Annotated in this window: 20 protein-coding genes and 2 pseudogenes; 13 read left to right on the top strand and 9 right to left on the bottom strand. The window is 43.2% G+C overall.

Annotated elements, in window-relative coordinates; genetic code table 11:
• Positions 1-495: 495 nt before the first annotated feature.
• The 4 genes from DP114_RS06060 (at position 496) to DP114_RS06075 (ending at position 3,774) form a co-directional block, all read left to right on the top strand.
• Positions 496-1,263: a phycobilisome rod-core linker polypeptide gene (locus DP114_RS06060; RefSeq protein ID WP_171975703.1), complete on the top strand. Its 768-nt coding sequence runs from the start codon at positions 496-498 to the stop codon at positions 1,261-1,263.
• A gap of 584 nt (positions 1,264-1,847) precedes the next feature.
• Positions 1,848-2,381: a phycobiliprotein lyase gene (locus DP114_RS06065; protein ID WP_169268778.1), complete on the top strand. Its 534-nt coding sequence runs from the start codon at positions 1,848-1,850 to the stop codon at positions 2,379-2,381.
• Positions 2,382-2,805: 424 nt separating this feature from the next.
• Positions 2,806-3,411: a chromophore lyase CpcT/CpeT gene (locus DP114_RS06070; RefSeq protein WP_169268779.1), complete on the top strand. Its 606-nt coding sequence runs from the start codon at positions 2,806-2,808 to the stop codon at positions 3,409-3,411.
• 12 nt (positions 3,412-3,423) lie between these two features.
• A complete protein-coding gene (locus tag DP114_RS06075; RefSeq protein WP_246163073.1) occupies positions 3,424-3,774 on the top strand; it encodes a CpeR family transcriptional regulator in 351 nt (116 codons plus the stop codon).
• A 43-nt stretch (positions 3,775-3,817) separates the two neighbouring features.
• Here DP114_RS06075 and DP114_RS06080 read toward each other — a convergent pair whose 3' ends face one another.
• The 3 genes from DP114_RS06080 to DP114_RS06090 form a co-directional block, all read right to left on the bottom strand.
• Positions 3,818-4,846: a zinc-dependent alcohol dehydrogenase gene (locus tag DP114_RS06080; RefSeq protein WP_169268784.1), complete on the bottom strand. Its 1,029-nt coding sequence runs from the start codon at positions 4,844-4,846 to the stop codon at positions 3,818-3,820.
• A 147-nt stretch (positions 4,847-4,993) separates the two neighbouring features.
• Positions 4,994-5,179, bottom strand: coding sequence for a hypothetical protein (locus tag DP114_RS06085; protein WP_171975704.1), 186 nt, complete (start codon positions 5,177-5,179; stop codon positions 4,994-4,996).
• A 66-nt stretch (positions 5,180-5,245) separates the two neighbouring features.
• Positions 5,246-6,313, bottom strand: coding sequence for a glycosyltransferase family 4 protein (locus DP114_RS06090; RefSeq protein ID WP_169268781.1), 1,068 nt, complete (start codon positions 6,311-6,313; stop codon positions 5,246-5,248).
• A gap of 371 nt (positions 6,314-6,684) precedes the next feature.
• On the opposite strand from DP114_RS06090, the gene xth reads away from it, so the two are divergent.
• From xth to DP114_RS06105, 3 genes are all read left to right on the top strand, one after another.
• Complete coding sequence (xth, locus tag DP114_RS06095) at positions 6,685-7,467, top strand: exodeoxyribonuclease III (RefSeq protein ID WP_169268782.1); 783 nt, start codon at positions 6,685-6,687, stop codon at positions 7,465-7,467.
• Positions 7,468-8,126: 659 nt separating this feature from the next.
• On the top strand, positions 8,127-9,002 hold the full coding sequence (locus tag DP114_RS06100) for an SDR family oxidoreductase (RefSeq protein ID WP_171975705.1): 876 nt from the start codon (positions 8,127-8,129) through the stop codon (positions 9,000-9,002).
• 638 nt (positions 9,003-9,640) lie between these two features.
• Positions 9,641-11,137, top strand: a complete 1,497-nt coding sequence (locus DP114_RS06105) for a putative HlyD family type I secretion protein (RefSeq protein WP_171975706.1) — start codon at positions 9,641-9,643, stop codon at positions 11,135-11,137.
• A gap of 61 nt (positions 11,138-11,198) precedes the next feature.
• On the opposite strand, the gene DP114_RS06110 is transcribed toward DP114_RS06105, so the two are convergent.
• A complete protein-coding gene (locus DP114_RS06110; protein WP_171975707.1) occupies positions 11,199-12,626 on the bottom strand; it encodes a S8 family serine peptidase in 1,428 nt (475 codons plus the stop codon).
• A 619-nt stretch (positions 12,627-13,245) separates the two neighbouring features.
• On the opposite strand from DP114_RS06110, the pseudogene DP114_RS06115 reads away from it, so the two are divergent.
• The 4 genes and pseudogenes from DP114_RS06115 to DP114_RS06130 all read left to right on the top strand — a co-directional run.
• Positions 13,246-13,819, top strand: a pseudogene (locus tag DP114_RS06115) (DUF2079 domain-containing protein); the annotation flags it as partial.
• Between the two features lie 208 nt (positions 13,820-14,027).
• Positions 14,028-15,215, top strand: coding sequence for a glycosyltransferase family 4 protein (locus DP114_RS06120; RefSeq protein WP_171975708.1), 1,188 nt, complete (start codon positions 14,028-14,030; stop codon positions 15,213-15,215).
• A gap of 219 nt (positions 15,216-15,434) precedes the next feature.
• A complete protein-coding gene (locus DP114_RS06125; RefSeq protein WP_171975709.1) occupies positions 15,435-16,769 on the top strand; it encodes a S41 family peptidase in 1,335 nt (444 codons plus the stop codon).
• Positions 16,770-16,909: 140 nt separating this feature from the next.
• Positions 16,910-17,629 (top strand): glutathione S-transferase family protein, encoded by a 720-nt coding sequence (locus DP114_RS06130; protein ID WP_171975710.1) that lies wholly within the window; start codon positions 16,910-16,912, stop codon positions 17,627-17,629.
• 34 nt (positions 17,630-17,663) lie between these two features.
• On the opposite strand, the gene DP114_RS06135 is transcribed toward DP114_RS06130, so the two are convergent.
• Positions 17,664-18,830 (bottom strand): cysteine desulfurase family protein, encoded by a 1,167-nt coding sequence (locus DP114_RS06135; RefSeq protein WP_171975711.1) that lies wholly within the window; start codon positions 18,828-18,830, stop codon positions 17,664-17,666.
• A gap of 371 nt (positions 18,831-19,201) precedes the next feature.
• Here DP114_RS06135 and DP114_RS06140 point away from each other — a divergent pair, with 371 nt between their 5' ends.
• On the top strand, positions 19,202-20,056 hold the full coding sequence (locus DP114_RS06140) for an FAD-binding domain-containing protein (RefSeq protein ID WP_171975712.1): 855 nt from the start codon (positions 19,202-19,204) through the stop codon (positions 20,054-20,056).
• Positions 20,057-20,068: 12 nt separating this feature from the next.
• Here the strand turns inward: DP114_RS06140 and DP114_RS06145 are convergent.
• Positions 20,069-21,322, bottom strand: a pseudogene (locus DP114_RS06145) (peptidase domain-containing ABC transporter); the annotation flags it as partial.
• Positions 21,323-21,343: 21 nt separating this feature from the next.
• On the opposite strand from DP114_RS06145, the gene DP114_RS06150 reads away from it, so the two are divergent.
• Positions 21,344-22,438, top strand: a complete 1,095-nt coding sequence (locus tag DP114_RS06150) for an HlyD family efflux transporter periplasmic adaptor subunit (protein WP_246163256.1) — start codon at positions 21,344-21,346, stop codon at positions 22,436-22,438.
• 17 nt (positions 22,439-22,455) lie between these two features.
• Here the strand turns inward: DP114_RS06150 and coaE are convergent, their stop codons facing one another.
• From coaE to DP114_RS06165, 3 genes are all read right to left on the bottom strand, one after another.
• A complete protein-coding gene (gene coaE, locus DP114_RS06155; RefSeq protein ID WP_169266154.1) occupies positions 22,456-23,034 on the bottom strand; it encodes a dephospho-CoA kinase in 579 nt (192 codons plus the stop codon).
• 98 nt (positions 23,035-23,132) lie between these two features.
• Positions 23,133-24,749 (bottom strand): uroporphyrinogen-III C-methyltransferase, encoded by a 1,617-nt coding sequence (gene cobA / locus DP114_RS06160; protein WP_169266153.1) that lies wholly within the window; start codon positions 24,747-24,749, stop codon positions 23,133-23,135.
• 3 nt (positions 24,750-24,752) lie between these two features.
• Complete coding sequence (locus DP114_RS06165; RefSeq protein WP_169266152.1) at positions 24,753-25,220, bottom strand: tetratricopeptide repeat protein; 468 nt, start codon at positions 25,218-25,220, stop codon at positions 24,753-24,755.
• Between the last annotated feature and the right edge of the window lie 15 nt (positions 25,221-25,235).

A 25,235-nucleotide genomic window follows, 5' to 3' on the forward strand; every position in this document is an offset into this window, starting at 1 on the left:
TCTTTGTAATTCTTGAGAGCGATGCTCCTGCTGTGAACTGAGCCTTTGGTGGCGATCTGCCGCTATGCAGAGCGTCAAGCGTCCTACGCCCCAACCAAACGAAGTTTAGTTGCCTCAAATCTTGGATTCGATGGAGTTGGTGCGCCAAGGGAGCATCGCCCAAAAGCGCTGCTCAAAAACTGTCAACAAACGCCATTCTTGCGCAAAGATCTGCCCAACGGGCGATGCTCCTTTGGATCTGTTTTCATAAAAACAATAAAAAAAACTTTGAAGCTCTGGTTTAAGAGATTGAAATTTCGATAAGATTATGCTAGCGACTATGTGCAATGACCAATTGAGTCGTTCCATTGGAAATCACTCATACTAATCATTCGCCATAGGAATAGAAAAACAGCTTTGAACCTATTGTCTAATCAGCTTACCGATGAAATCACTCTTGTGATTTCTCAACTTTATCAAACTGAACAATAAAACACTTCATTAGGAAAAATTCCCATGGCACTTTGGATTGCAGATGCAGAGTATCTTGAACTACGCCCCAACACCTTAGAAGATGATCTACAGACGATCATTCGGGCGGTGTATCGGCAAGTGCTAGGCAATGCCCACGTTATGGAAAGTCAGCGCCTCAGCAGTGCAGAATCCTTGCTGCGCAATCGTGATATTACCGTTCGAGGATTTGTTAGAGCCGTTGCCCAATCCGAACTTTACCGTTCGTTGTTTTTTGAGACTTCATCCTCCTACCGTTTTATTGAATTAAACTTCAAGCATCTGTTAGGACGCGCTCCGGTTGAGCAGACTGAGATTTCTAGACATGTTCTCATTTACAATGAGCAGGGCTACGAAGCGGAGATTAACTCCTACATTGACAGTGATGAGTATATCGCGAGTTTTGGTGAAAACGTGGTTCCTTACTCACGCGGTAATCGTACTCAAACTGGCATTAAGAATGTCGGCTTTAATCGCACCTTCGCTCTAGATCGCGGATTTGCTGCCTATGATGCTGCTGGCAAAAACGCGAAATTGATTAGTGATGTAGGAAGTAACCTGCCAACAAAAATCAAATTCCCAGCAACTGGCTCTGGAGCCTACAGCAATACTGGTAAGCGTTTCCGGATTACTGTTGCAAGTGGTAGCTCTAATCCTCCTCGTATAAGCATGGGCAAAGTTACCTTTGAAGTCGGCTATAACCAAATGTCCCAGAAGATTCAGAACATCCAAAAAACTGGGGGCAAGATTCTCAGTATTACTGAAGTTGCTTAGAGAATAATATGGTGAGCAGTTATCAGTGAGTCCAGTGCTGCAGGAGAGTTTCCCGACCTAGGCATCTGGTGAGACAGCGCGAATGACGGCTCTCCCGACCTAGGCGACTGCGTAAGCGCAAGCGCACGCTAAGAGCGAACGCGTAAGCGTGTCCCTTTGGGACTTACGCGTAGCGTCTCTGCAGGAGATACCCGAAGGGCGTTCGCCGTAAGGCGTGCGCTCTGCGCACACCCGATAGCCGTAAGGCGTGGCGTTAGCCATAGGGTGAACAGATATAGATGAGTAGCTGGCTTTGGGTTTCCCTCATGCTGGCTCTGCCTCTGCCGTTGGGTTATCCTACCTTGCTCACTGATAACTGTTCGCTGCGTTTTTAGATGGTAATTACTCCCTTCGCTGCTCTAAAATTACCTCTGCCAAAGCGTTGCGTATTTTCTCTGCGCTCTAGTGGGGTTTTCAGATTGGTAATCTTTTAGGTCGCAAGGGAGTAGTCACACAACGTTTTAAAATCACCGGCGAAGTGGCAAACAAATATCCAAAAAGTTAGTGGTTGTTCTGTTGCTCTTAAAATTCATTGCATGAAATCGATGGATATTACGCAATTTGTTGAACTTTCTATTGGGCGTTGGCGATCGCAACGCAGCGCCCACCATTTAGCATTTAGCCACTTTGAAGCTGTACAATCGGTGATTGATATTATTCCACTCTCTGTTGATGATCCAGCTGTTGTTGATTTGTGTAAGTCATACAATATTGATCTCAGCCAGATTATGTCTCCCTTTCAAATGACTTGGGAAGGACAGTCGGATTGGGATGAAGACGCACAAATGAAAGGCAGTAGTATATTGGTACCAGTTCCCGATCCTGATGTCCCCAATCGAGGCAAATTACTTAGAGATCAGGGATACGCTGAAACAATAGCAGCAGCTGGTGACTATCACCTGACAGAAGACGGGACATTTGTGCTGCTGACGACATATGATCGGGCAGCGGCTGAAGAGAAAATTTGGTTTGCCAATCCAAACTTGCGATTTCGGGTGTCACTGATCAAAACGAGTGCTGGAACTGGAGTGCTGACTGCATCATTTGCTTCAGAAATTCGTTCTTCGAGTAGTAAGTAGCCACCATAAAGTGCTTGCACATGCACCAAGGCTAAGTTCTCACTCGTTACTCATGACTAACTAAGTACAGACGTGGAAATAAATACAGCTACGTTAAGAAATGTAAAAGCTGCCAAATCCTTACTAATGAACGGCAGATGACGCCAGGTGTTCCGCTTGGGGATACCCCAAGACGAGCCACTACTGCAGGAGGGTCTCCCGACAGAGGCATGTGGCATCCGCACTGGCTCCTTTATGCCGGGGAACTAGTACACTGCACAGCCTCCTAATGACTGGCTTAACGAGTTAACTTTATTCGTACCGACCTACTTACTTGTTACTTTTTAAAATCAATCATTTTCATTCAAAATGCAAAATTCTTGATCGCAAAAAGCAACACTTTTCAATTCTTAATTGTTTGAGATAACTGTTATAACGCGCGCTCATGACTTCTATAAAAGCCAATGATTTAACAACGCTGGCTCAGTGGATGGCAGGTGATTTCAGCAACTATAAGCAATCCTACCATAACCCTCAGCAATTTGCTCATATCCATATCTTTTTTCGTCCCTTACCCTTTGAGTTTTTCAATACGATTGGTTTTTACTCAGAACAGGTTTACGATTACGACTTATGGAGTCCGTATCGTCAGGGAGTGCATCGATTCGTTGATCAGGGAAATCAAATTTATATTGAAAATTACAGTCTTAACGATCCATTGCTGTATGCAGGAGCGGCACGGGAATTAAGCATTCTCAGAACTATTACACCTGATTGTATTGAACGACGGTATCACTGTTCTATGATTTTCAAACGAGAGGGGGAGATGTTTCTAGGTAGTGTGGAGCCAGGAAACAAGTGCCTGCTTGAACGAAAGGGCTGTTTAACGTATCTAATCAGTGATGTGGAGCTGACGGCAACAACCTGGGTTAGTCTTGACAAAGGTATGGATGTCAATACCCATCAACAAGTTTGGGGATCTACGTTTGGGGCGTTGGAGTTTGAAAAGCGTGAAAGTTTTGCACATGAACTTCCCCTGGATCGTGTTTGAAGCAAGAGTTTTATGAGCGTATTAGGTGAGCAAACAGAAGCTGAGGTGAAAATAGGAATGTTGCCACCGGAAGCGGAAAAAAAAATGCAATGCTGGATCAGGAGCCGACACTTGATCAGCTCTGGAAATTTTTTTGTTTTTGAATCAGTTGATTACAGTGCAGTCGAACGATTTTCAGAGTGTATTGCGGCGCTGGGAGGGGCGTTATTATCCATTGAACCCATTGGCAAAATCTGGATGGGCGATCATCGTCAGGTGATTCTTTATCGAGCGAAGGCAAGTTTACATACGCCCCACCATACCTTAAAGCAATATTGGTTGAAATACGGTGGTTTTCGCACAAGGTTTGATGAGCGTGTTTAGCAGAATCCATAGCCACACGCAGGAGCAATTTCCTAGAACTGCCTCAGGGAATCATTGCTACTTTAATCACCTTACGATCTCTCATATCACAAAACACCTGTTCTAAATCCTGCAATGGACGGTGTTCGCTGATGAGTAACTCAAAGGGAATCTTCTGACTTGCAATCAGTGACAGTGCTGCTTGAACATACTCTGGAGTATTATGAAAAACTCCTTTGAGAGTCAGTTCGCTGTAGTGCAATTGTTCTGTATTCACGCTAATAGTTGTATCTCGTGGACAACCACCAAACAGGTTAACAGTTGCACCAGGACGAGCACAAGCAATTGCGGTTTCCCAGACACTTGGTACACCAGTTGCTTCAATCACCACATCTGCACCCCATCCCTGTGTCAGTTCTTTAACTAAACTAGGAATCTCTGGGAACTGATGATAATTAAATGTCTTTGCTGCACCCAGTTTTTCTCCAATTTCTAACCTTTGGTCATTGCCTCCAAAGAGTAACACCTCAGCTTTAAGATCATGAGCCAATTTAGCTACAAACATCAGCCCGATCGCCCCATCTCCTAACACCACCACAGAATCACCTGGTTTGACGTTGGAACGGGCGACTCCATGCAGCACACAAGCCAGAGGTTCAGTCATTGCTGCCAACTCATAAGGCAACTCATCAGGAATTGGCAACATATTATGTTGCACAATCGGTGCAGGAATTTTTAAATATTCGGCAAAAGTGCCATTATTCCATGTCAAATTTGGACAGAGGGAATATTCTTGGCGTTGACAAAAAAAGCAATTCATGCAGGGAGCAGAATTATTTGCGACTAGGCGATCGCCCACTTGCCAACTCGTCACACCAACGCCTACAGCGACAATCTCGCCAGCAGCTTCATGACCAAACAGTGTTGGTGGTTTGAGCATCTTAGCATGACCGCCGCGACGCCAAACTTTTAAATCTGTACCACAAGTTGTTGCAGCTCCCACTTGCATGACAACTTCACCAACGCCAGGTGTGGGGGACGCAACTTGTTCTAAACGTAAATTTTCTTTGCCGTAAAGTAACGCTGCTAACACGCGAGCTTTAACCAATAATTTGCTCCACTTGATTTTACCAGGTGGAGCCGAGAACTTTATCAGTTACCAGTTATCAGTTACCAGTTATCAGTTATCAGGAAGTCAATAAATCGCTTTTTCTGTTCACTGCTCACTGTTTTTCTAACACTACGCTTTGAGTGCTGTTTGAGAAACAGATGTCTTACTTCTTCCTTCCAAGTTCGGCATCTGACTCACACTTAACACTGGCACTTCTTGCCGACAAGTTTTGCAAAACCAGTAGAGTTCACCATGACGAATATGACGTAGCAGGGAACCCCCACAACACGGGCAATCGTTGGCTCTCAAACTCATATTTATGTTCTCCTTTTGAAAAGCTATTGATTTATAGATGTAATAGATGCGTTAAAAAATCGTTAATTAAACTTTGATTTTTGCATCATGAATGCGACCGTTTGAATGAATGCGGCCTTGTATGATTTTTTTATAGACCGCCTCGTATCCATCAACCATCTGGCTGACACTAAACTTGTTCTCTACATGTTCTCGACAAGTTTGACGATTGAGTTCCAAAGCTGCTGGAATCATTGCCGCCATTTCATCGTAGGTTTGACAGACAAAACCTGATACACCGTGGTCAATAACCTCTGGTACAGAACCTAAATTCAGGGCAATTACTGGTGTACCAGTTGCCATTGATTCAGTCATCACTAAACCAAACGGTTCTTGCCAGGCTATTGGAAACAGAGTTATCGCAGCATTGCCCAACAGCTTAACCTTCTGGGCGTGGTCGATTTCGCCTAGGTATTGAATTTGCTCACCATCAATCTGTGGAGCAATCTCTTGTTCAAAGAACTCAGAGTCCACTACATCAACCTTTCCTGCCATTTTTAGAGGCCAGCCAGCTTTTTTCGCAATGGCGATCGCATGCTGCGGTCCCTTTTCTGGCGCGAAGCGTCCTAAGAATGCCAGGTATGGTGGTTGTTGATGTTGGGCAACAAAAGGATAATCTTCTAGATCAATTCCGTTGTAGACTGTGTTAACGTAGTTCAGGTTTATTTGACGTTGAGCGTTACTAATGCTAACGTATGCTTGCTGGTTATGGTGGATGTATAGGTTCTGGTTATCCGTTGTAAAACTGCTGTGCACTGTATGCACGGTGGGTGTTTGTACAAAACTCGCCAAGGGTAATGCCGTAATCCCCATATGAGAATGGATGATATCGAATTCCTTTGCTATCTCGTAAACCTGGCTCAGTTCCAGCATTTCGTACACTCCATACTCTTTGACGTTCGGGTCTAAGCGCAATGCACGAGGATAAACTGCTTGTAACTTCGCCAATGTTTGCGAATCGCCTGATGCGAACAAAGTAACATCGTGACCTCGACGTACTAGTTCATCTGTCAAGCGACTCACGACTAGCTCTATTCCTCCATATGTTGGAGGTGGAACTCGTTCCCACAAGGGGGCTACTTGAGCAATTTTCATAGGTTGTTTTGGTTCAGCAAGTGAGATAATCCTATTACTAGGACATTTATCTGATGATAAAGCATTTGTACTTAATCATCTGATTTTTCAGTTAACCTGGCTGACTCACCCGAGTGCAATTTCGGTTAACGCTACCCTGACAAAGTAGTTGGCTAATTTCATACTAGCCATTTTTTCTATAGCGGGAGTATACTTTCAGATTACAGTTTGCCCGGATGACGAATCATCTATCCTGAGGCTCATAATAATTTAACTTTTTTTTAACTAAAAATAGGAAAATCTGGAAACCAAAGCAATGATGGAGAATATTGCACGAGGAGGAGATAGGTGACGAAAAGACGCAAAAACGTGGAGAATGACGACAGATTAAAATGAAAATTGCGACTTGGAATGTCAACTCGATTCGCACTCGTTTAGAGCAAGTTATTGATTGGCTGGGTCAGAGTAACGTAGATGTCCTATGCATGCAAGAAATTAAAGTTGTAGACGCACAATTTCCCTGCGCACCTTTTGAGGAATTGGGCTATCACCTTTATTTTTCCGGGCAAAAAGCTTACAACGGTGTTGCGATCGCCAGCCGTCAACCACTCTTAGATGTCAGCTGTGGTTTTGCGCCGACTTTATTGAACATCCAAGCAGATTGGGATGAGCAAAAACGGGTGATTACCGGTAAGATAGATGGTATAACAATTGTTAATCTTTACGTACCCAATGGTTCAGCAGTGGGAAGCGAGAAATATGAATACAAGCTGGGCTGGTTAGCAGTACTGCAGGAGTATTTGCGATCGCTTCTTTTATCACAAGCTGCTATTTGTGTATGTGGAGACTTTAACATTGCTCTGGAAGATAAAGATATTCATCACAGTGCAAAGAGCGAAAATCACATCATGGCATCAGAACCAGAGCGCCAAGCCTTACGAGATATCCTCTTATTAGGATTTGCTGATGCTTTTCGCAAATTTACCTCGGAAGGGGGACACTACAGCTGGTGGGACTATCGAGCAGCATCTTTTCGCCGTAATTTGGGTTGGCGAATTGACCATCACTATCTTACGCCTGCTTTGTATGAGCGTGCCAAAAGCTGCACTATTGATGTAGCTCCCAGAAAGTTACCTCAACCCAGCGATCATGCACCAGTGATTGTTGAATTTTAGAATTTAGTCAACAACTAGGGGTATAAGGGTATAAGGGTATAAGGGTGTAAGGGTTGCAATCAGTGGTGGCTTGGTGTCCCTACTGGTTGTAGACGAGCAAAATCTATGATTTTGCTGAGGGCTATCACACCAACGAGTTTCGGGAATAGGATATACAAAAAGAAAATCTTTTCTTCCCACGCCACATGCCTCAAGTCGGGAAACCCCCCCACGGTGAGACAGCGCTGCAGGAGGGTCTCCAACGCCAGATACCTGGCTGTCGGGAAACCCTCCCGCAGTACTGGCTCCTCCCTAGGCGACTGCGTAAGCGCAAACGCACGCTAAGAGCGTTCGCGCAGCGTCTCCGTAGGAGATACGCGTAGCGTCTCCGCAGGAGATACCCGAAGGGCAGTGGCTCCCCTACACCCCACACCCCTACACACGCCAGATACCAAGTGAGGGAAACCCTCCTATGGCACAAAGTGCCACGCTGCGCGAACAGTACTGGCTCACGCCACATGCCTCAACGCGGGGAACCCGCGCACGGTGAGACAGCGCTGCAGGAGGGTCTCCCTCCGTAGGCGACTGCGAACCCGAAGGGCAGTGGCTCCCCTACACCCATAGTTTTAGTCATGAGTGTTGATTAATCCAAAATCCAAAATCCAAAATCCAAAATTGATATGTTTCTAGTCACTGGAGCCACAGGGGGAATAGGTCGCACAGTTGTGCGACTTTTACGTGAACAGGAAAAGCAGGTGCGAGCATTTGTCCGTCTCACTTCGCGCTATAGCGAGTTAGAACAGCGAGGAGCTAACATCTTTATTGGTGATTTGCGCCAAGAAAAAGATATTCAAAAAGCTTGTCAGGGCGTACAGTACATTATCAGCGCTCACGGTTCTGGTGGAGATGCTTTAGCTTTAGACTATCGCGCTAACATCGAACTTATAGATTCCGCAAAAGCTAATCAAGTCCAGCACTTTGTTTTTATTTCCGTGCTAGGAGCAGACAGGGGATACGAAGATGCTCCTGTGTTTAAGGCAAAACGAGCAGTGGAGCGATACCTGGAAAGTAGTGGCTTAAACTACACTATTCTACGCCCATCTGGATTAGCATCCGACTTACTACCATTAGCAGAACGTTTTCGTGAAACGGGGTTTTACCTGCTTGTTGGCGACCCCAAAAACCGTACCTCTACTGTTAGTACAGATGATTTGGCAAGGATAATAGTAGATTCTGTGACAGTTGAAGCTGCTCGTAATCAGATATTATCAGTTGGGGGACCAGAGATTTTAATGCGAGAGGATATTCCCAAAATTATTAGTCGCATTTTTAACCGAGAGCCACTGATAATTAACCCGCCACTCTTAGCTGTAGATGGGCTGCGGGGTGCATTAGGTTTTTTCAATCCCCAAGCACAAAAAGCTTTGGGAACGTTTCGTACATTACTAGCTAACGAATTTTTCTGTACAAGAGAAGAAATTGCGAAATTGGAAACTACTTTCAATTTTGAGCTGGAAACACTAGAAAGTTTCTTGCGACGTCGTCTGGCGGTTTAATCAGTAAACAGTGAGTCCAGTGCTGCAGTCCTTGTTTCCCGACAGAGGCATCTGGCGTATGCGTAAAGCGCACGCCCAGAGGTCAGGTCTAAAGCGCAGCGGAACCGGAGGTTCTCCCCGATAGCCCTCCGGGAACGCCCGTCGCCTGACGCCACATTCTACCCTGCGGGAAGGCGTTCCGCCTACAACGGGGGGAACCCCCCGCAGTCGCCACAACGGTCAAAGCTCGCCGGGGGAAGCTTCCCCCGGCAGACTTTGGGGGAACCCCCGCAAGGCGCTGCTCTCCGCACAGAAGTGGCACATGAGGGAGACCCTCCCCCAGCGCTGGACTCACCGTAAGGCGTGGCGTTAGCCATAGGGTGAACAGTTATCAGTTATCAAGTTATTGTTCATTGATAACTGATAACTGTTTGGCAGCCATTTTTGTAGGGTGGGCACTGCCAACTGTGCGCTCAAATCCTTATTTTTTCGGTTGTGTGCAGTGCCCACCTGAAGGGTGCAAGATCTCATGTGGCGCGAAGTGCCATATAAAGATTTGATTATCAGTTATCAAGTTATTGTTTTTTCACAACTGATAACTGATAACTGTTTATGAGTGACAACTCACCTATAATCTAAAATCCAAAATCTTAATTCTTATGAGATATTCCCTAGCTGCAAATAGTGCTCAATCACGTAAAACAAAACAGCGATTTGCAAAACCTGATGAACACCTATCTTATGAATTGGGCAAAGCAGTACAAGAATTGCCACCACTGTACACTAGATTGTTAGCGGGAACACTGAGTGTAGTGGTACTAGGGACAATCGCCTGGGCTAATTTTTCCAAGATTGATGAAGTGGCGACAGCGCCAGGAGAGTTAATCGCTTCCACACAAGTACGACCAGTGACATCGATAGGTAACGGAACAATTGTCAAGGTCAACGTTAAAGAAGGCGATCGCGTCATCAAAGGTCAAACCCTAATTCAACGTGATCCAGATTTGCAAAAAGTCGATGTGACTCGCTTAGCCTCATCTGCTAAATTAATTCAAGAAGATTTGCGACGTTTAGATGCAGAACGTACGGGAGGCAAAATTGCTGGAACACAACTTCAAGATCAATTGTTAAACTCTCGTTTACGAGATTATCAAGCGCGTCAAGCAGCTTCCGTTGCGGAAGCAAATCGCCAACAAGCGCTGACTAACCAGGCGAAAGTCCGCCAGACTCGGTTACAAGAAAATCTGGTAAACGCAAGAACTAGCCTTGCCAACGCCAAAACAAACTTGGTTAACGCTCAAAATATCCGTACGAAAGTTGAAAGCGGCTTAACAATTGCTCAAAAAAGAGAACAAAGCCTTAAAACCCTAGTGACTCCTGGTGCTATTCCTCGAATCGATTACCTGGACGCCCAAGAAAGACTCAATCGAGCGACTACGGAAATTACCCGAGCGAATGATGAGGTGATAAACTCCCAAAATAAGGTGACAGAAGCTCAAGATAAAGTTACATCCTTTGAAAAGGATATAGCTGCTCAAGTTCAGGAAATTCGCCAAGCCCAAGAAGCATATCAAGCTGCGCTTACTCAAGCACAGCGTATAGAATCAGAGCGTCAAAGTGAAATTATCACCCAGATCAACAAACGTAAAGAAGAACTGACCACCGTTCAAGGTCAACTTGAGCAAGCGCAGAAGCAGCAAGAGAAAGAAACTATCAAAGCTCCAGTCACAGGTACTATCTATAGAATCAAAGCCACAAGAGGACCAGTGCAATCAGGTGAAGAGTTAGTATCTATATTACCAGAAGGAGAAGAACTTCTGTTAGAGGTGAAAGTCCTCAACCGAGATATTGGTTTTATTCGCGAGGGAATGAAAGCGAAGGTCAAGATGGCAACTTTCCCATTTCAAGAATTTGGCATTATTGATGGTGAGGTCGTGCAAGTCAGTCCCAATGCGATTGTTGACAAAGAAATGGGCTTAGTTTTCCCCACCAGAATTAAGCTGAGTAAACACTCCATAATGGCTCAGGGACAAGAAGTGACATTCACTCCTGGGATGACTGCAAATGGTGAGATTGTCACTCGCAAGAAGTCAATTTTGACATTCTTAATTGAGCCAATTACTCGTCGATTCAGTGAGGCATTTTCTGTGAGGTAGGTTTGGTCGGTGCGATCGTGCAAGGCGCTGCGCGCCACGATGCACCTTCAATTCATTAGTCTTAAGTTACCATTTGCAAATTCTCCTCCAACATTTCTTTGCGTTGCTTGAGTATATTTTCAGAAACAGTGCTGTCATCAGAATCAGTGATACTATAGTTAAGGTTGTTTAGTAGTGTTTGGTAGCTTGAGAATTCTGAATTCGCCGTACAACTAACACTCAACCCAGAAAATTCCACAGTATTGCTATCATCCAACTGGTTTTGTGATCCATAAGAACCATACTCGTAGTTTCTAACCCTGAAATTAGAAGTTGTAGCACTGCTGTTGGTTACAAAATTGCTCAGGCCAAAGTTTGGCATTTGTGTGTCGTGTACCGCTGTTTCTGCGACAATCTGACGTACTTGAGCATCAGTGAGATTGTGGTTAGCACTGAGCATGAGAGCAACTACACCAGCAACGTGAGGAGCCGCCATAGACGTGCCATTATAGGAAGCATATTTATTACCCGGAATTGTAGAGTATACATTAACTCCTGGGGCTGTCACGTAAGTAAGTGAATTTATTCCCGCTTTGTTGGAGAAGTTAGCCATCTGATTATTTTTATCAACTGCTCCAACTGCAATTCCTGATTTATCTGCATAATGGGCTGGATAGTTGGGTTGCAAGCCACTATCATTACCAGCGGCCATAACGACAATCACTCCTTTGCTGCTAGCATATTCAACAGCTTTCTCTAAAGTACTGTCAGAAGAACCACCACCAAGACTAAGGTTAATCACGTTAGCTCCATGATCTGCAGCATAGTGAATGCCATTAGAAATCGAAGTATAGGAGCCTGAACCATCATCACCAAGGACTTTGACTGGCATAATTTTGGCATCGTAGGCAATACCAGTTACGCCAAAGTCATTATTTTCTCCAGCAATAGTTCCAGAGACATGGGTTCCATGACCGAATTTATCTGAAACATCGTTGTTGTTATCAACAAAGTTCCAGCCGTGAACGTCATCAACCAAACCATCGCCATCATCATCTATGCTATTGCCAGCAATTTCCTTTGGATTTGTCCAGATATTATCCTTTAAATCATCGTGGTTGAAGTCAACCCCAGTATCTAGAACAGCAACGACTACACCTTGACCAGTGTATCCTTGTGCCCAGGCTTCTGGAGCCTTCACAAGGTCGGCTCCCCAATTATTACCACCTAGGTTAGGAACATCAGCAAAGGTACTTTGACCAGCTGCTTTACCCACTGCTGCGGCTGCATCTATCAAGCCATAGCCAGAGTTGAAACTGTACCCATTGTCATTGAACAATTGTTCTTGAGCATTAGATTCTAGCCCATTCATCGCTGAGTTAAAGCTACTATGACCGTTAAGGTTGATGTTGTAATTGTTGTTATAATCAAAGGTATCTACTGAGGATAGAGAAGTAATATTTTGCCCTTGCTCAAAAAGAGAACTGTTACTACCAAGACGACTAAACATCAGTATTGATTTCCTCAAGTAAATATCTAGTTTTTGACAACAGAATTTACAAAAACCTTCTCGTTTGTCAGGGTTTTGTATCACAAATATTTTGTCTTAAATAATAATTACTATTTCAGAAAAAGAAAAACAGATACTTATTTTACAAATCATTTTAATAAAAATGAAAACGCATAGTTCATAGAGTTATTCTATTTTCTTGTGAGGTTTTTTTGACAAACAGCAAAAAAATCTAGACGCCCGAAAGACATCGCGTAATTTTTGGATAGAAAAGATATAAACAGAGGTTTTAAAAAATGATTTATAATCACTATTTTTTTGAAAAAAGTTGTATAATTTAGTATTATAAATAAATCAACAGTGAACAGGGAAGAAGTCAGGAGGAGGCACTGCCTTGGGCGGCTCTGCCGACTTAAAGCAACTGCCGTTTATAAGTCAGAAGTCGCAATTCTTTATTTCTTCCTTCTGAATCAAAAATTGCAGAATTGCTGAATTCTTCTTCAAACGGATAACTGTTAAAATAAATTTCCCCGCGTTCCTAAATCAGGGTTAGTAAGTGATGTTTTTAAAATTACGAAATCAGCGACAAAAAAACCCAGACTTGTACTTAAAGACACGCTTGGCGTTTGTCCCTGCTGTTTCTTCTGCATCTTGGATGGTGGCTGGCTTCCCCTTGCTGAAACTCTTTTTGGGGAAGGGAGAGACGGTGCTAGCAATCAATGTTCGCTATGCTTTAACTGTGGTTCCTGGTTTATTTTACTTCCAGTAGTTCTAGCTTAAATAGAGCATTTTATTTTCTCTTACCAGATTCTTTTAATCCTTTGGTGTATGTGTCTTTACCTGCAACGACTTACCTTGTCCCTCAGCTTTCCAGTCGCAGGGAAATCATTCGCCTACCTGTGCTGGAGTTGCGAAATGATGCACGCCAAATCGTAAAAGTTGATTATGCGATCGCCGATCTGTGGTAGTTAAAACAGTATCAACCAGCATTTAAGGAAGAGCGTAATCTTTTACGGGAACTCGTACAACTGTTTGACCAGCAGACGAAGACTCCGGAATACGGAGTCATTGGTTTTCGGGATGGTGTTATTTTACTTCAAAAAGCTGCAACCCCCAACCCACAAGCCACAGCAGCTTGGTTAGCTTTTCGCCAACAGCTTGAGAGAGAATTAATACAAAACAGGGCAACATAATAAAGAGGAAAAATTAGGAACTAGGAGGGAACAAACAATTCTCCATTTTGACTTTTTCTCTAAAAGTCTCTCCACCACTACTTTTTTCTTCAGATTGTTAAGAAAAATCAAAAAAATTCCATTTTGGGACTTGTTATAGTATCAAGGCTTGTATCTTGAGATAAATGTAGAAGATTATAGATTTGTAAAGAGTTGGGCATAGAACTATATGAAGATATTGGTGTTAAGTTGGGAGTTTCCACCGCGAATAGTTGGGGGAATTGCTCGTCATGTGGCAGAGTTATACCCGGAACTGGTCAAGCTAGGACATGAAATCCACTTGATTACACCAGAGTTCGGTCATGCACCGATGTATGAGGTAGTAGAGGGATTACGGGTTCATCGCGTGCCTGTGGCTGCTGGTAATGACTTTTTTCACTGGGTTGTTAATCTCAACCAAAGCATTGGGCATCACGGCGGTAAGTTGATGCTGGAGGAAGGACCGTTCGATATCATTCACGCACATGATTGGCTTGTTGGGGATGCGGCGATCGCCCTCAAGCACAGCTTTCAAATCCCCCTGATTGCCACTATTCACGCAACTGAATACGGACGCTACAACGGTGTTCACACTGATATTCAACATTATATTAATGGCAAAGAAGAACTTTTTGCTTTCAACGCTTGGCGAGTTATCGTGTGCACTGACTATATGCGGCGGGAAGTAGAACAGGCGTTACACTCTCCGTGGAACAAAATTGATGTTATCTATAACGGTATCCGACCGGAGAAAAAACAGCACCACCAAGATTTTCACGCTTTGGATTTTCGCCGCCAATTTGCCGAAGACGGTGAGAAAATTGTTTACTACGTCGGTCGCATGACCTATGAAAAAGGCGTCTCTGTACTACTGAATGCTGCTCCCAAAGTTCTAGGGCAAATGGGAGGTTATGTTAAGTTTGTGATCATCGGTGGCGGCAATACCGACCATCTCAAAAAGCAAGCTTGGGATATAGGAATATCGAACAAGTGCTATTTTACCGGTTTTATGTCTGATGACTACTTAGATAAATTTCAAACCGTTGCTGACTGTGCTGTTTTTCCTAGCTTGTATGAACCCTTTGGTATTGTTGCATTAGAAAGCTTTGCCTCTCGCGTTCCTGTTGTAGTTTCTGATACAGGTGGTTTTCCAGAAGTGGTGCAACATACCAAAACAGGCATAGTTACGTATACCAATAACCCAGATTCCTTGGCTTGGGGTATCCTGGAAGTGTTGAAAAATCCAGGTTATCGGCAATGGCTAATTGATAACGCTTATGAAGATTTAGACAGACGCTTCAGTTGGTCTAAATTAGCCAAGCAAACTGAGGATGTGTACAAGCGGGTGATGCAAGAGCGATCGCAAGTCGTTTGGTAATAATCGCTGCTCATTTAAAATTCTACAATTGCCCGAAGACCCGATCTTGCTAGCAAGGTTGGGTCTACTCTTAAGTTATGCGCAATTAAGCAGACATAATATAGCAGTCCTAAAGGTATAAATCCTTTGTGCTAGTTGCTAGAGCAAAATATAGATTTATCTCCACTGGAAATATAGTTTTGAAGAACATCTAAAATAGAAATATATCAAGCAGACACTATGAAAAAACTTAGATTCTTTAAGTTAAAAAACTTAACTATAGCAATGCTGACGTCTTTTGCAGTATTGTTCCTTCTCTGGTTAATTTATCCATTACCTAAAACCCTAGCAAAACCTGAGACAAAAGTTTTTGAACAAGTCTGGCAAACTGTTAACGAAAACTTTTATGACCCCAAACTTAACGGAGTGGACTGGAAAGCAATACGGCAAAAGTATGAACCTCAAGTAGCGCGAACCAAGTCTATTCAAGAAGCTGCTCCTGTCATCAATCAGATGCTTTCTGAATTGCGAACTTCTCACACCCGCTTCTACACTCAAGATGAGCCAGCATACTACCAGCTTTTAGGGATTTTTCAGGCAAATAACCCTGATTTCCAGAAAGAATTAAAAAAGTTTTTCCCGAAAGGTAAGATTGAGTACAGTGGAATTGGTGCATTCACCAAAGACATTAACGGTAAAACTTTTATTAGTGCCATTTTAGATGCAAGTCCGGCTGCAAAAGCTGGGTTAAAAGTGGGTGATCAATTATTGAGCGTGGAAGGTGGTCCTTATCAACCGATAAAATCTTTTGCAGGCAAAGCAAATCAAAAAGTCACTTTGTTGATTCAAAGAAAGCCTGATGCCAACAGCCAAGAAAACATTGCTGTGACTCCCAAAATCTATGACGCAGCCTCTATGTTTTTGGAAGCACAACAAGCCAGTACTCAGGTTATTCAACGCAACGGTAAGAAAATCGGCTACGTTCATATTTGGTCAAACGCCGCTGATCCAGACCAGGAGAAACTTCGAGGAGATTTAATCTACGGTCGCTTGAGAAATGCAGAAGCGTTGGTTTTGGATTTACGAGATGGCTGGGGTGGAGGAGATATCGGTTATCTCAACATCTTCACTGCAAAGGAAGGTCCAAGCATAACTAGTATCCCCCGTAATGGGAGAAGATATACTTCTATTTCTCAATGGAAAAAGCCTGTCGTTATGGTGATAAATGAGGGAAGCAGAAGTAGTAAAGAAATTTTGGCTTATGGTTTCAAGCAACATAAAATAGGACCTGTGATTGGTTCTAAAACAACAGGAGCAGTGGTTGCTGGTCGTCCTTTTCTGATGTCTGATGGTAGCTTCGTTTATTTAGCAGTTTCAAATGTGTTTCTCAACGAAACACAACGGTTGGAAGGTAAAGGAGTTGCACCTGATATTAACGTTCCATTTTCATTGGAATATGCTCAAGCTGCAGATCCGCAAAAAGAACGAGCTATAGAAGCTATGTTGGAAGCACTCAACAGCAAGGCAGCTATGCTCAACACAGAAGCCAGAAGGGAAGAGGGTTTCAATGATTGACTAAACCATAATAAGGCTGCAAATTAAAAGCGCGACAGCTTAGCACTGCTAATAAATCATTCGCTATTTGCCCTGCATATTTGCTCAGAGCTAAACAATGTAGAATTAAACAATAACCAACCCTGACATCATTGCTAACAATGACAAATTTGCGTCCAATCTTACGGTATTTTGATGATGGAAAGGGCAGAGCTGAACTTCCACGCCTGATCTTCATTTATGGTAGTGTTCTATTTGAAGATAGAACAGTATCGTTTGAGGAATATGGACGGATGCGGGAGAGTGGGGAACTCGCCTTCGACCAGTTACCTACCCTTGAAGTTGGTAACACCATAATAGGTCAATCATGCGCGATCGCTCGGTATGCTGCAAAACAAGCAGGATTATACCCATTAGACAGTGTGCAGGCAGCCATATCAGACATGGTGGTCGATGCATGGAGAGATCTGCTAGACCTTTTGTACGGATGCTATGTTGATCGGATTGTGCAGAATAATCGCTTAATCATGAAAATGAGGGATGCATCGGTAAAAGTGGAGCGTCTGTGTGAGTACTTCGCCGTAACTGTGCCGATGCACTTCAAAAGGTTTGAGCAGATGATTGGGAGCAACCAAGGCTCTCCATTTCTTGTTGGTCCATCACTAACATGGGCTGATTTAGCAGTGTTTGATATTCTATCTACATTGGATGAAACTGCAAAACTTTGGACAACTCCATCATTTTTTTACATACCAGAGCCGCATGGACCGTTACGACCCCCAAAAGAACTACTTAAGCCATATCCGAAGCTTAATGCGCTACATTTGATCATAAGTAAAACACCTTCGATCGCAGCTTGGCTTCAAACTCATTCATATTAAATCAACGGCTCTAGAGCGCGCCTGACTAGTACATTTACACAGTTAAAGCCTGCTTGCGTAAACTTTGAATCGTAGAAATCGTATGTTCTGCAACTTTGTCAATTTCCTCAATTGTGTTGAAGCGTCCTATACCAAAGCGTATCGACGCATAAGCCTGTTGTTCCGAGTGTCCCAATGCCATGAGAACATGAGAAGGTGCAGTTGTGACTGAGGAGCAAGCAGAACCAGAAGACACCGCCATCACTGGTTGTAATCCTAACAACAGTGCAGATCCATCTACCCCCTCAATGCTGATACTTAAATTTCCTGAGAGTCGCTGCGTAGGATGTCCGTTCAGATGAATTCCTTCTAATTGAGAAATTTTTTCCCACAATCTTTGTCTTAACTGTGTCAGGCGTTGGCTTTCTGTGGCTTGTTCTTCTAAAGCAATCTCAACCGCCTTACCAAATCCTACGATTTGCGGTGTATACAAAGTGCCAGAACGCATTCCCCGTTCATGTCCACCACCATGCTGTTGAGGAGCAAGTTGGACTCTGGGATTGCGGCGACGGACATATAATGCACCAATACCCTTGGGGCCGTAGACTTTATGTGCTGTTAGCGACATTAAGTCAATTTTCATCGCCTGCACATCAAGAGGGATTTTACCAATAGCTTGCGCTGCGTCGGTGTGGAAAAGGACATTTCGTTCTCGACACATTGCACCAATTTCTGCTAATGGTTGCAAAACCCCAATTTCGTTATTCGCAGCCATCACCGAAACAAGAATTGTCTCAGGACGAAAAGCTTTTTCTAACTCAGTTAAATCAAGCAGTCCATCTTTTTGGACTGGAAGGATTGTGATTTCAAAACCAAGAGTTTTTAAATACTTGCAAGGGTCAAGAACTGCACTGTGTTCTGTTGCAACAGTAATAATATGCTGTCCTTTTTGAAAATAGGCTTCTGCAACACCTTTGATAGCTAAATTATTCGCTTCTGTCGCACCACTGGTGAAGACAATTTCTTCTGGTGTGGCGTTGATTGCTGCTGCAAGAATTTCTCGTGTTTGCTTGACAGCAGCTTCTGCTTCCCAGCCGTAAAGGTGATTGATGCTGGAGGGGTTACCAAAGTGTTCGGTAAAGTAGGGTAGCATTGCTGCTACTACCCGTTCATCAACAGGTGTGGTAGCGTGAGAGTCGAGGTAGATAGGGCGACTAGACATAGTTATCAAATTAAAATTGTACCCAGTTTCTTTAATATAGTGAGAACTTTATATAATTCATTTTCGCGTCTCAAAAGTGTAAATTGGTCAGAGAAAGCATACTCTGGCTGATTTACCCTAGTAAGTTTCAGAAAAATAAAATCACTACCATTCATGACTACTCCCTTCCCGGTGCAAGATTACCTATGTTCTTTTTGATTTTCTTGGCGTCCTTGGCGTCTTGGCGGTTCGTTAAATTAGATATTCTTCTGGCGGAAAGGGAGTAATCCAAATAAAGGTTTTTCTAAGTGAGGATTAGCTAGCATATAAGCGAGTGTCTAGCCGCGACTTTAGTCGTTCGGCAATCTTATACCTGCAACGCCTGATACACAATGACTAAAGATATGCGACGCGACTTTGCCAACCGCGATGAGTTGGTAGCCTACCTCCGCAAACAATTTCCCAAAGCCACAGAACGGGATGATCACATCAGCGAAACTGTGGGCGGACGCAAAGCTGCTGTTGAGACACTACAAAAAGTAGATCCAGCACGCTACGCGAAAACACGTAACTTTTTCACAGGTGCTGTGACGCGATTATCTCCCTATATTCGCTATGGCGTCCTTAGCTTGCGAGAAATTCGGGATGATGTCCTTGGGCGCGTCAAACACCAAGACGATGCAACTAAACTCGTTAATGAGTTGGGTTGGCGTGACTACTGGCAAAGGCTTTATGTGAAGCTGGGCGATAAGATCTGGAAAGACGAAGAAGAATACAAAACTGGCTACACTATCGCTGAATATGCCCCAAAATTACCTGGTGATATCAAACAAGGCACCACAGGACGAGTGTGCATCGACAGCTTCAGTCAGGATTTACGAGAAACTGGATACTTGCACAATCATGCACGAATGTGGATGGCAGCTTATATCATCCATTGGCGACGCATTCGTTGGCAAGCGGGGGCAAAATGGTTTCTGGAACATCTTCTAGATGGTGATCCAGCAAGCAATAATATGTCATGGCAGTGGGTAGCCAGCACTTTTAGCCACAAACCTTATTTTTTCAACCGCGAAAACCTGGAACGCTACACCGAAGGCGTTTATTGTCGAAAATGTCCTTTGTATGGAAAGTGTGACTTTGAAGGAAGTTATGAAGAACTAGAAACGCGACTGTTTCCTAAAGGGGAATTTACCAAACAACCTAACAGCCAAAGTTGGCAGAAAGGAAAGAAAAGTAAAAGGTAAATTAAAGCTGAATCACGGATTTAAAAAGTCTAAATGTTCACCTGGCAAGAAACGCAACTTTTCTAAAGAACCTTGCATTTTTACTTTGCCGCGATCTAACAGTACAATCCAATCGGCACGCTCAATAACTCTTGGGCGGTGACTGACTAGAATTGTCGTTTTTCCTTGCCTGTAAAACAACAGCTTTTCTAGGACTTGTGCCTCACTGACAGGGTCGAGTCCGCCGGTTGATTCATCTAAAATTAGCACAGGTGGATTGTTGACGATGGCGCGTGCTATAGCTAAACGTTGTCTTTGTCCACCAGAAAGATTGGCTCCAAATTCTCCTAAAACGGTTTGATATTTTTCGGGTAGCTTGCTGATAAAATCGTCTGCTTCAGCAATTTGACAAGCTCTAACAATTCGTTCAAAACTAACATTAGGAGAACCTAGCCGGAAGTTTTCAATAATAGATCGACTCCAAAAGTGAGCGTCTTGGGGAACAAGTACAACTTGTTGTCGCAGACATTCTAAAGAAAGGTCTTGCAGGTTGTACATACCAATGCGAATATTTCCAGATTTCGTTTGATATAAACCAGCAATCACTTTTGCTAGCGTACTTTTACCACATCCCGATTCGCCAATTAGGGCAATGACCTTACCACCAGAAATTGTTAGAGAAAAATTCTCTAGTAATTCCATTCTACCAGGATAATGAAAGTTCAGCTCCTCACAAACTATCTCTGCATTTTCAGGAATGTTAACCCAAGCTTTTTTCTCATCACCTAAGGTTTCTGGTGTAGCTTTGACAATTTCTTCTAGTCTGGAAGTTGCTGTCTGTACGCGAGTTAAATCATCTACAAAATCAATCAAAAAATCAAATAAAGAAATCACATTACGATTCAGACTCATGAATGCTAGCAATTGACCTATACTTAATTCTTTACTAATAACCAGGTTGCTGCCGATCCAGAGTAAGACTGCACCGCCAATTTCAGAAACCCATCTAGAAAATTGTTGATTGATAATGTCAATTTTCATAGTGGTAAATGCTAGGTTGGCTAGACGACTAAATCTAATTTGTAATTCTTCCCAAAATTGAGGAGCTGCTGTCGTTGTTTTTAATGTTAATGCGCCCTTAAATGTTTCTACTAATAAACCTTGGTTTTCTGTTTCCAAAATTATGAGATTACGAGTTTTTTGCTGTAGTGTTGGAAGAAAAACAATCGTAGATAAAGTCATCAATCCAGCCATAAAAGTGGCTATGATAGTTAGCTTCCAACTATAGGAGTCGTAAACAGCATTTTGGTGAAAGAAAATCAGATTGTTGACAAAGGTCAGGAGATAGCCACTATCGACAGTTCCCAACTCCGAACCAGAAGAAGTAATATAGACCTCAATATTCGCCAAAATAAGTTAAAACTTGCCCAAATTGATGCCCAGATGAAGGCGCTACAAACTCAAATCACGGCTGAGTCCAATTTGATGCGACGGGCGATCGCATCTGCTGAAGCTGAACTCAGTCGCAGTCAACGGGAATATCGAGACAGACAACTTATCACTCAAGCCCAAGTGCAAGAAGCCTCAGCGGCTTTGGAGTTAGCAAAAGAAGAAATGAAGCGATATCAACAGCTAGGAAACACAGGGGCGATTTCCCAGTTACAAATTAAGGAGAAAGAACAATCCTTCAAAGCTGCCCAAGCGAGATTCCAAGGCGCCACACCGGGGCTTAATCCCAGTAAATCTGCAGTAACGATCGCACAAGAAAGTATTGCCCAACAAACGGCAAGGGGTCAGTCTACCCTTGCTGGATTGAACAAAGAAAAAGAAAGCTTGCTTCAGCGTCGGATTGAAATTGAAAATCAAATTAGCCGTGACTATCAAGAACTTCAACAAATCCTGAAAGACCTAGAAAAAAATATCATTCGCACAGCAGAGACAGGCACTATTCTCAAACTGGAACTGCGAAATCCCGGTCAGGTTGTGCGTCCTGGACAGGCGATCGCTCAAATTGCCCCCAGCAACGCCCCTCTGGTTATAAAAGCCCGCGTTACTGCTAGTGATATTAGTAAAGTCAAAGTTTGTAAAGCCTCACAAGTTGCAGATTGCATACAGGGTAAAGTCCAGATGCGGGTTTCTACTTATCCTTACCCAGATTACGGTATCCTCAAAGGAGCTATCAGAGCAATAACTGCCGATGCCATTACACCACAAAATAATGGCAGCGTCTTAGTACCACCTTTCTACGAAGTGACTATCGAACCAGAGAAACTTTATTTAGAGAAAGGAAATCAGCAATATCCCATTCAACCAGGTATGGAAGTTACAGCAGATATTATTTCCCAAAAAGAGACGGTGCTAACATTTATTTTGAGAAAGGCTAGATTACTAGCAGATTTGTAAGCAGGCAGCTTATATACTTACAGTGCTGCATCCACTTGTTTGAGCAGCACTTCAAGAGTGGAAGAATTATCCAAAACAACATCAGCATGGGCTACTTTTTCTGCTATTGATATTTGACTTGTGATACGGGCTTGTGCTTGCTCTAAAGTTAAATGATTCCGCTGCATTAATCTTTGCAGTTGCAGTTGTTCAGAACAACTGACTACCCAAATTTCTGTGACTAAATCGGTCATTTGGGCTTCAAAGAGTAAAGGGACGACTAACACCAATGTTTGTGCAGGCGATAGGGCAATTTCTTTGAGAAAGCGATCGCCCACATCAGGATGAATTAAACCCTCTACCCAGATGCGTTCTTCTTGATTGTTAAAAATAATCTCACCCAGCTTTTGGCGGTTGAGGTTACCGTCAGGAAGTAAAATTTCTTCTCCATAGCGTTGAGCAATTTCTTGTAAAATGGCTGAACCGACAGATACAGCTTCTCTGGCATAGATATCTGCATCTAAAATGGGCAAATTGTAAGCATTAGCCAAATAATTGGCAACAGTTGTTTTGCCTGTCGCAATTCCTCCTGTTAACCCGATGATGCGTTTAGTCATGAGTTATTTTTAGTTTTTTGAATATGAAACCGCACATGCACGAGTTTTGGACGCAGATAAATTATCTCTGTGCAAAGCTTGTGCATCCGCAGTTATGATTATGAATGTGTTGCCCATTTTATCAGTGCTTGAGTCAATCCATCTAAGGTATATTCCTCAGCTTCCACATCCACGCGTCCAAATATGGAATGACAAGTTTTAGAAGTTTGGGGACCAATCGAAGCAATACAAACTCCCTCGAACGCATCAGTCACCAAAGATGGATTGTTTTGAGAGTCTTCAGAGAATATCTTTTGTGCTAATTGATGGAAAAATTGCACAGTTTTAGAACTCGCAAAGGTAATAACATCTACAGTTCCACTTTCAAGGGCTAACTCTGCTGAGGGAGGAACACTTTTGGGACAGCAAGATTGATAAGCCGCGACTTCTATCACTTCTGCGCCTTTGGCTGTGAATTGTTGGACTAAAATTTCCCGTCCACCGCTTTCTACTCTGGGAAACAAAACCTTTTTACCTGTGAGTTCTTCCGGAAAGTTTTCCACCAAAGAATCTGCAACAAAGTTGGGAGGAATAAAATCTGGTTGTAAGCTGTGTTGATTGAGACGTTGAGCCGTTTTTTCACCAACAACGGCAATTTTGATTTGAGATAAAGCACGAGCATCTTTACCCTGTGCAAAGAGTCTTTCAAAGAAATAGCCTACACCATTGGTGGAAGTGAGAATTAACCAGTGGAACTCAGATATGTGGGCGATCGCATGATCCAAACCCTGCCAACTCGAAGGCGGACCAATTTCCAATGTTGGCATTTCAATGACATTTGCGCCAAATGAGGTGAGAGTTTGGGTAAACTGGTTTGAGTGTCCAGCTGCTCGTGTGACTACAATTGTTTTACCAGTCAGGGGGCGTGAAGAGGAGGAGAGGGCGAGGTTAGTCTGCATAGTTTCAGGGTGTGAAGTGTCAGCGACTGAGGAATTATCTAATGATATTTTCTCAGGTTGCAGATAACTACGTAGCCCCACAACTTCACCAATCACAATCACCGCTGGCGACAACGACACACCGGATGTTTGCTCAAGTATATTTTCTAAAGTACCTGTCCAGATTGTTTGTTGAGGTGTTCCTGCCCATCTGATAATGGCTATGGGAGTTAAGCGCGAGCGTCCTTGTCGCACAAGCCGGTGTAAAATATCTCCTAGATGCTGTCCTCCCATTAAAATAACTAATGTCTCTAACCGTGATAGCGCCTCCCAATCCAAAGCATCTGGATCATGAGCAGTAAACACAGCAAAACACCGACTCATAACTGGATCGCTCAGAGGTATTCCCGCCAGCAACGGTGCAGCTATTGCTGAGGAGATTCCTGGGATAACTTCAAACTCACAACCAGCTGCTTTCAACGCCTCAATTTCAGAACTACAACGACCAAAAATAAATGGATCACCAGACTTGAGGCGAATAACTTGCTTTCTGTGTTGACAATACTTTACCATTAACTGGTTGATTTCAGCTTGCGGTGTACTCGCTTGACCACCACGTTTCCCCACATTCAGCTTCAAGCAATCAGGCGGTACACATTGCAACAACTCAGGATCTACCAGAGCATCGTAAACCAAAACCTCAGCACTTGATAACAGCCTGTAAGCCTTGAGCGTTAGATATCCTATATCTCCAGGTCCAGCACCTACGATGTAGACTTTGCCCCTTTGTTCAGCCATGAGTTAGGAATTATTCTTAGTCATTTTTTGAAGAATACGATTAATTTGTTCTGCTTTTTCTGGTTGACGTTGTGCTTGGCATAAATCTTTAGCTTTTTGCAGAGTTACAATTGCTTCCCCTTTTTTTTCTTGTTGCATTAAAACATTTGACAGACGCAAATAAGCATCAATTTTTTTAGGAGCACGGTCAATCACTTCTTGAAACTGTTGCCTTGCTTCTTCTATTTTACCTTGCTGTATCAAAGTATCTCCTAGTAGCAAGTGAACAACATCATTAGTTGAGTTCAGAGCAATGACTTGACGAAAAGCTGCTTCAGCACTTTTGTAATCTTCTTGTTGATAGAGGTTGATTGCTTTTTGAAAAAGATTTGAGGTGATCAAAGTTTTCCAGGAGAAATAACCGAGGAGTGCAATACTAGAAATAACAGCAGTTATTGCAATAATAGATATTGGTTGAAAGTTGTCAAACATAATTCATATATAAAA

Origin of the sequence: Brasilonema sennae CENA114 (assembly GCF_006968745.1) — a bacterium.
Taxonomy (GTDB): domain Bacteria; phylum Cyanobacteriota; class Cyanobacteriia; order Cyanobacteriales; family Nostocaceae; genus Brasilonema; species Brasilonema sennae.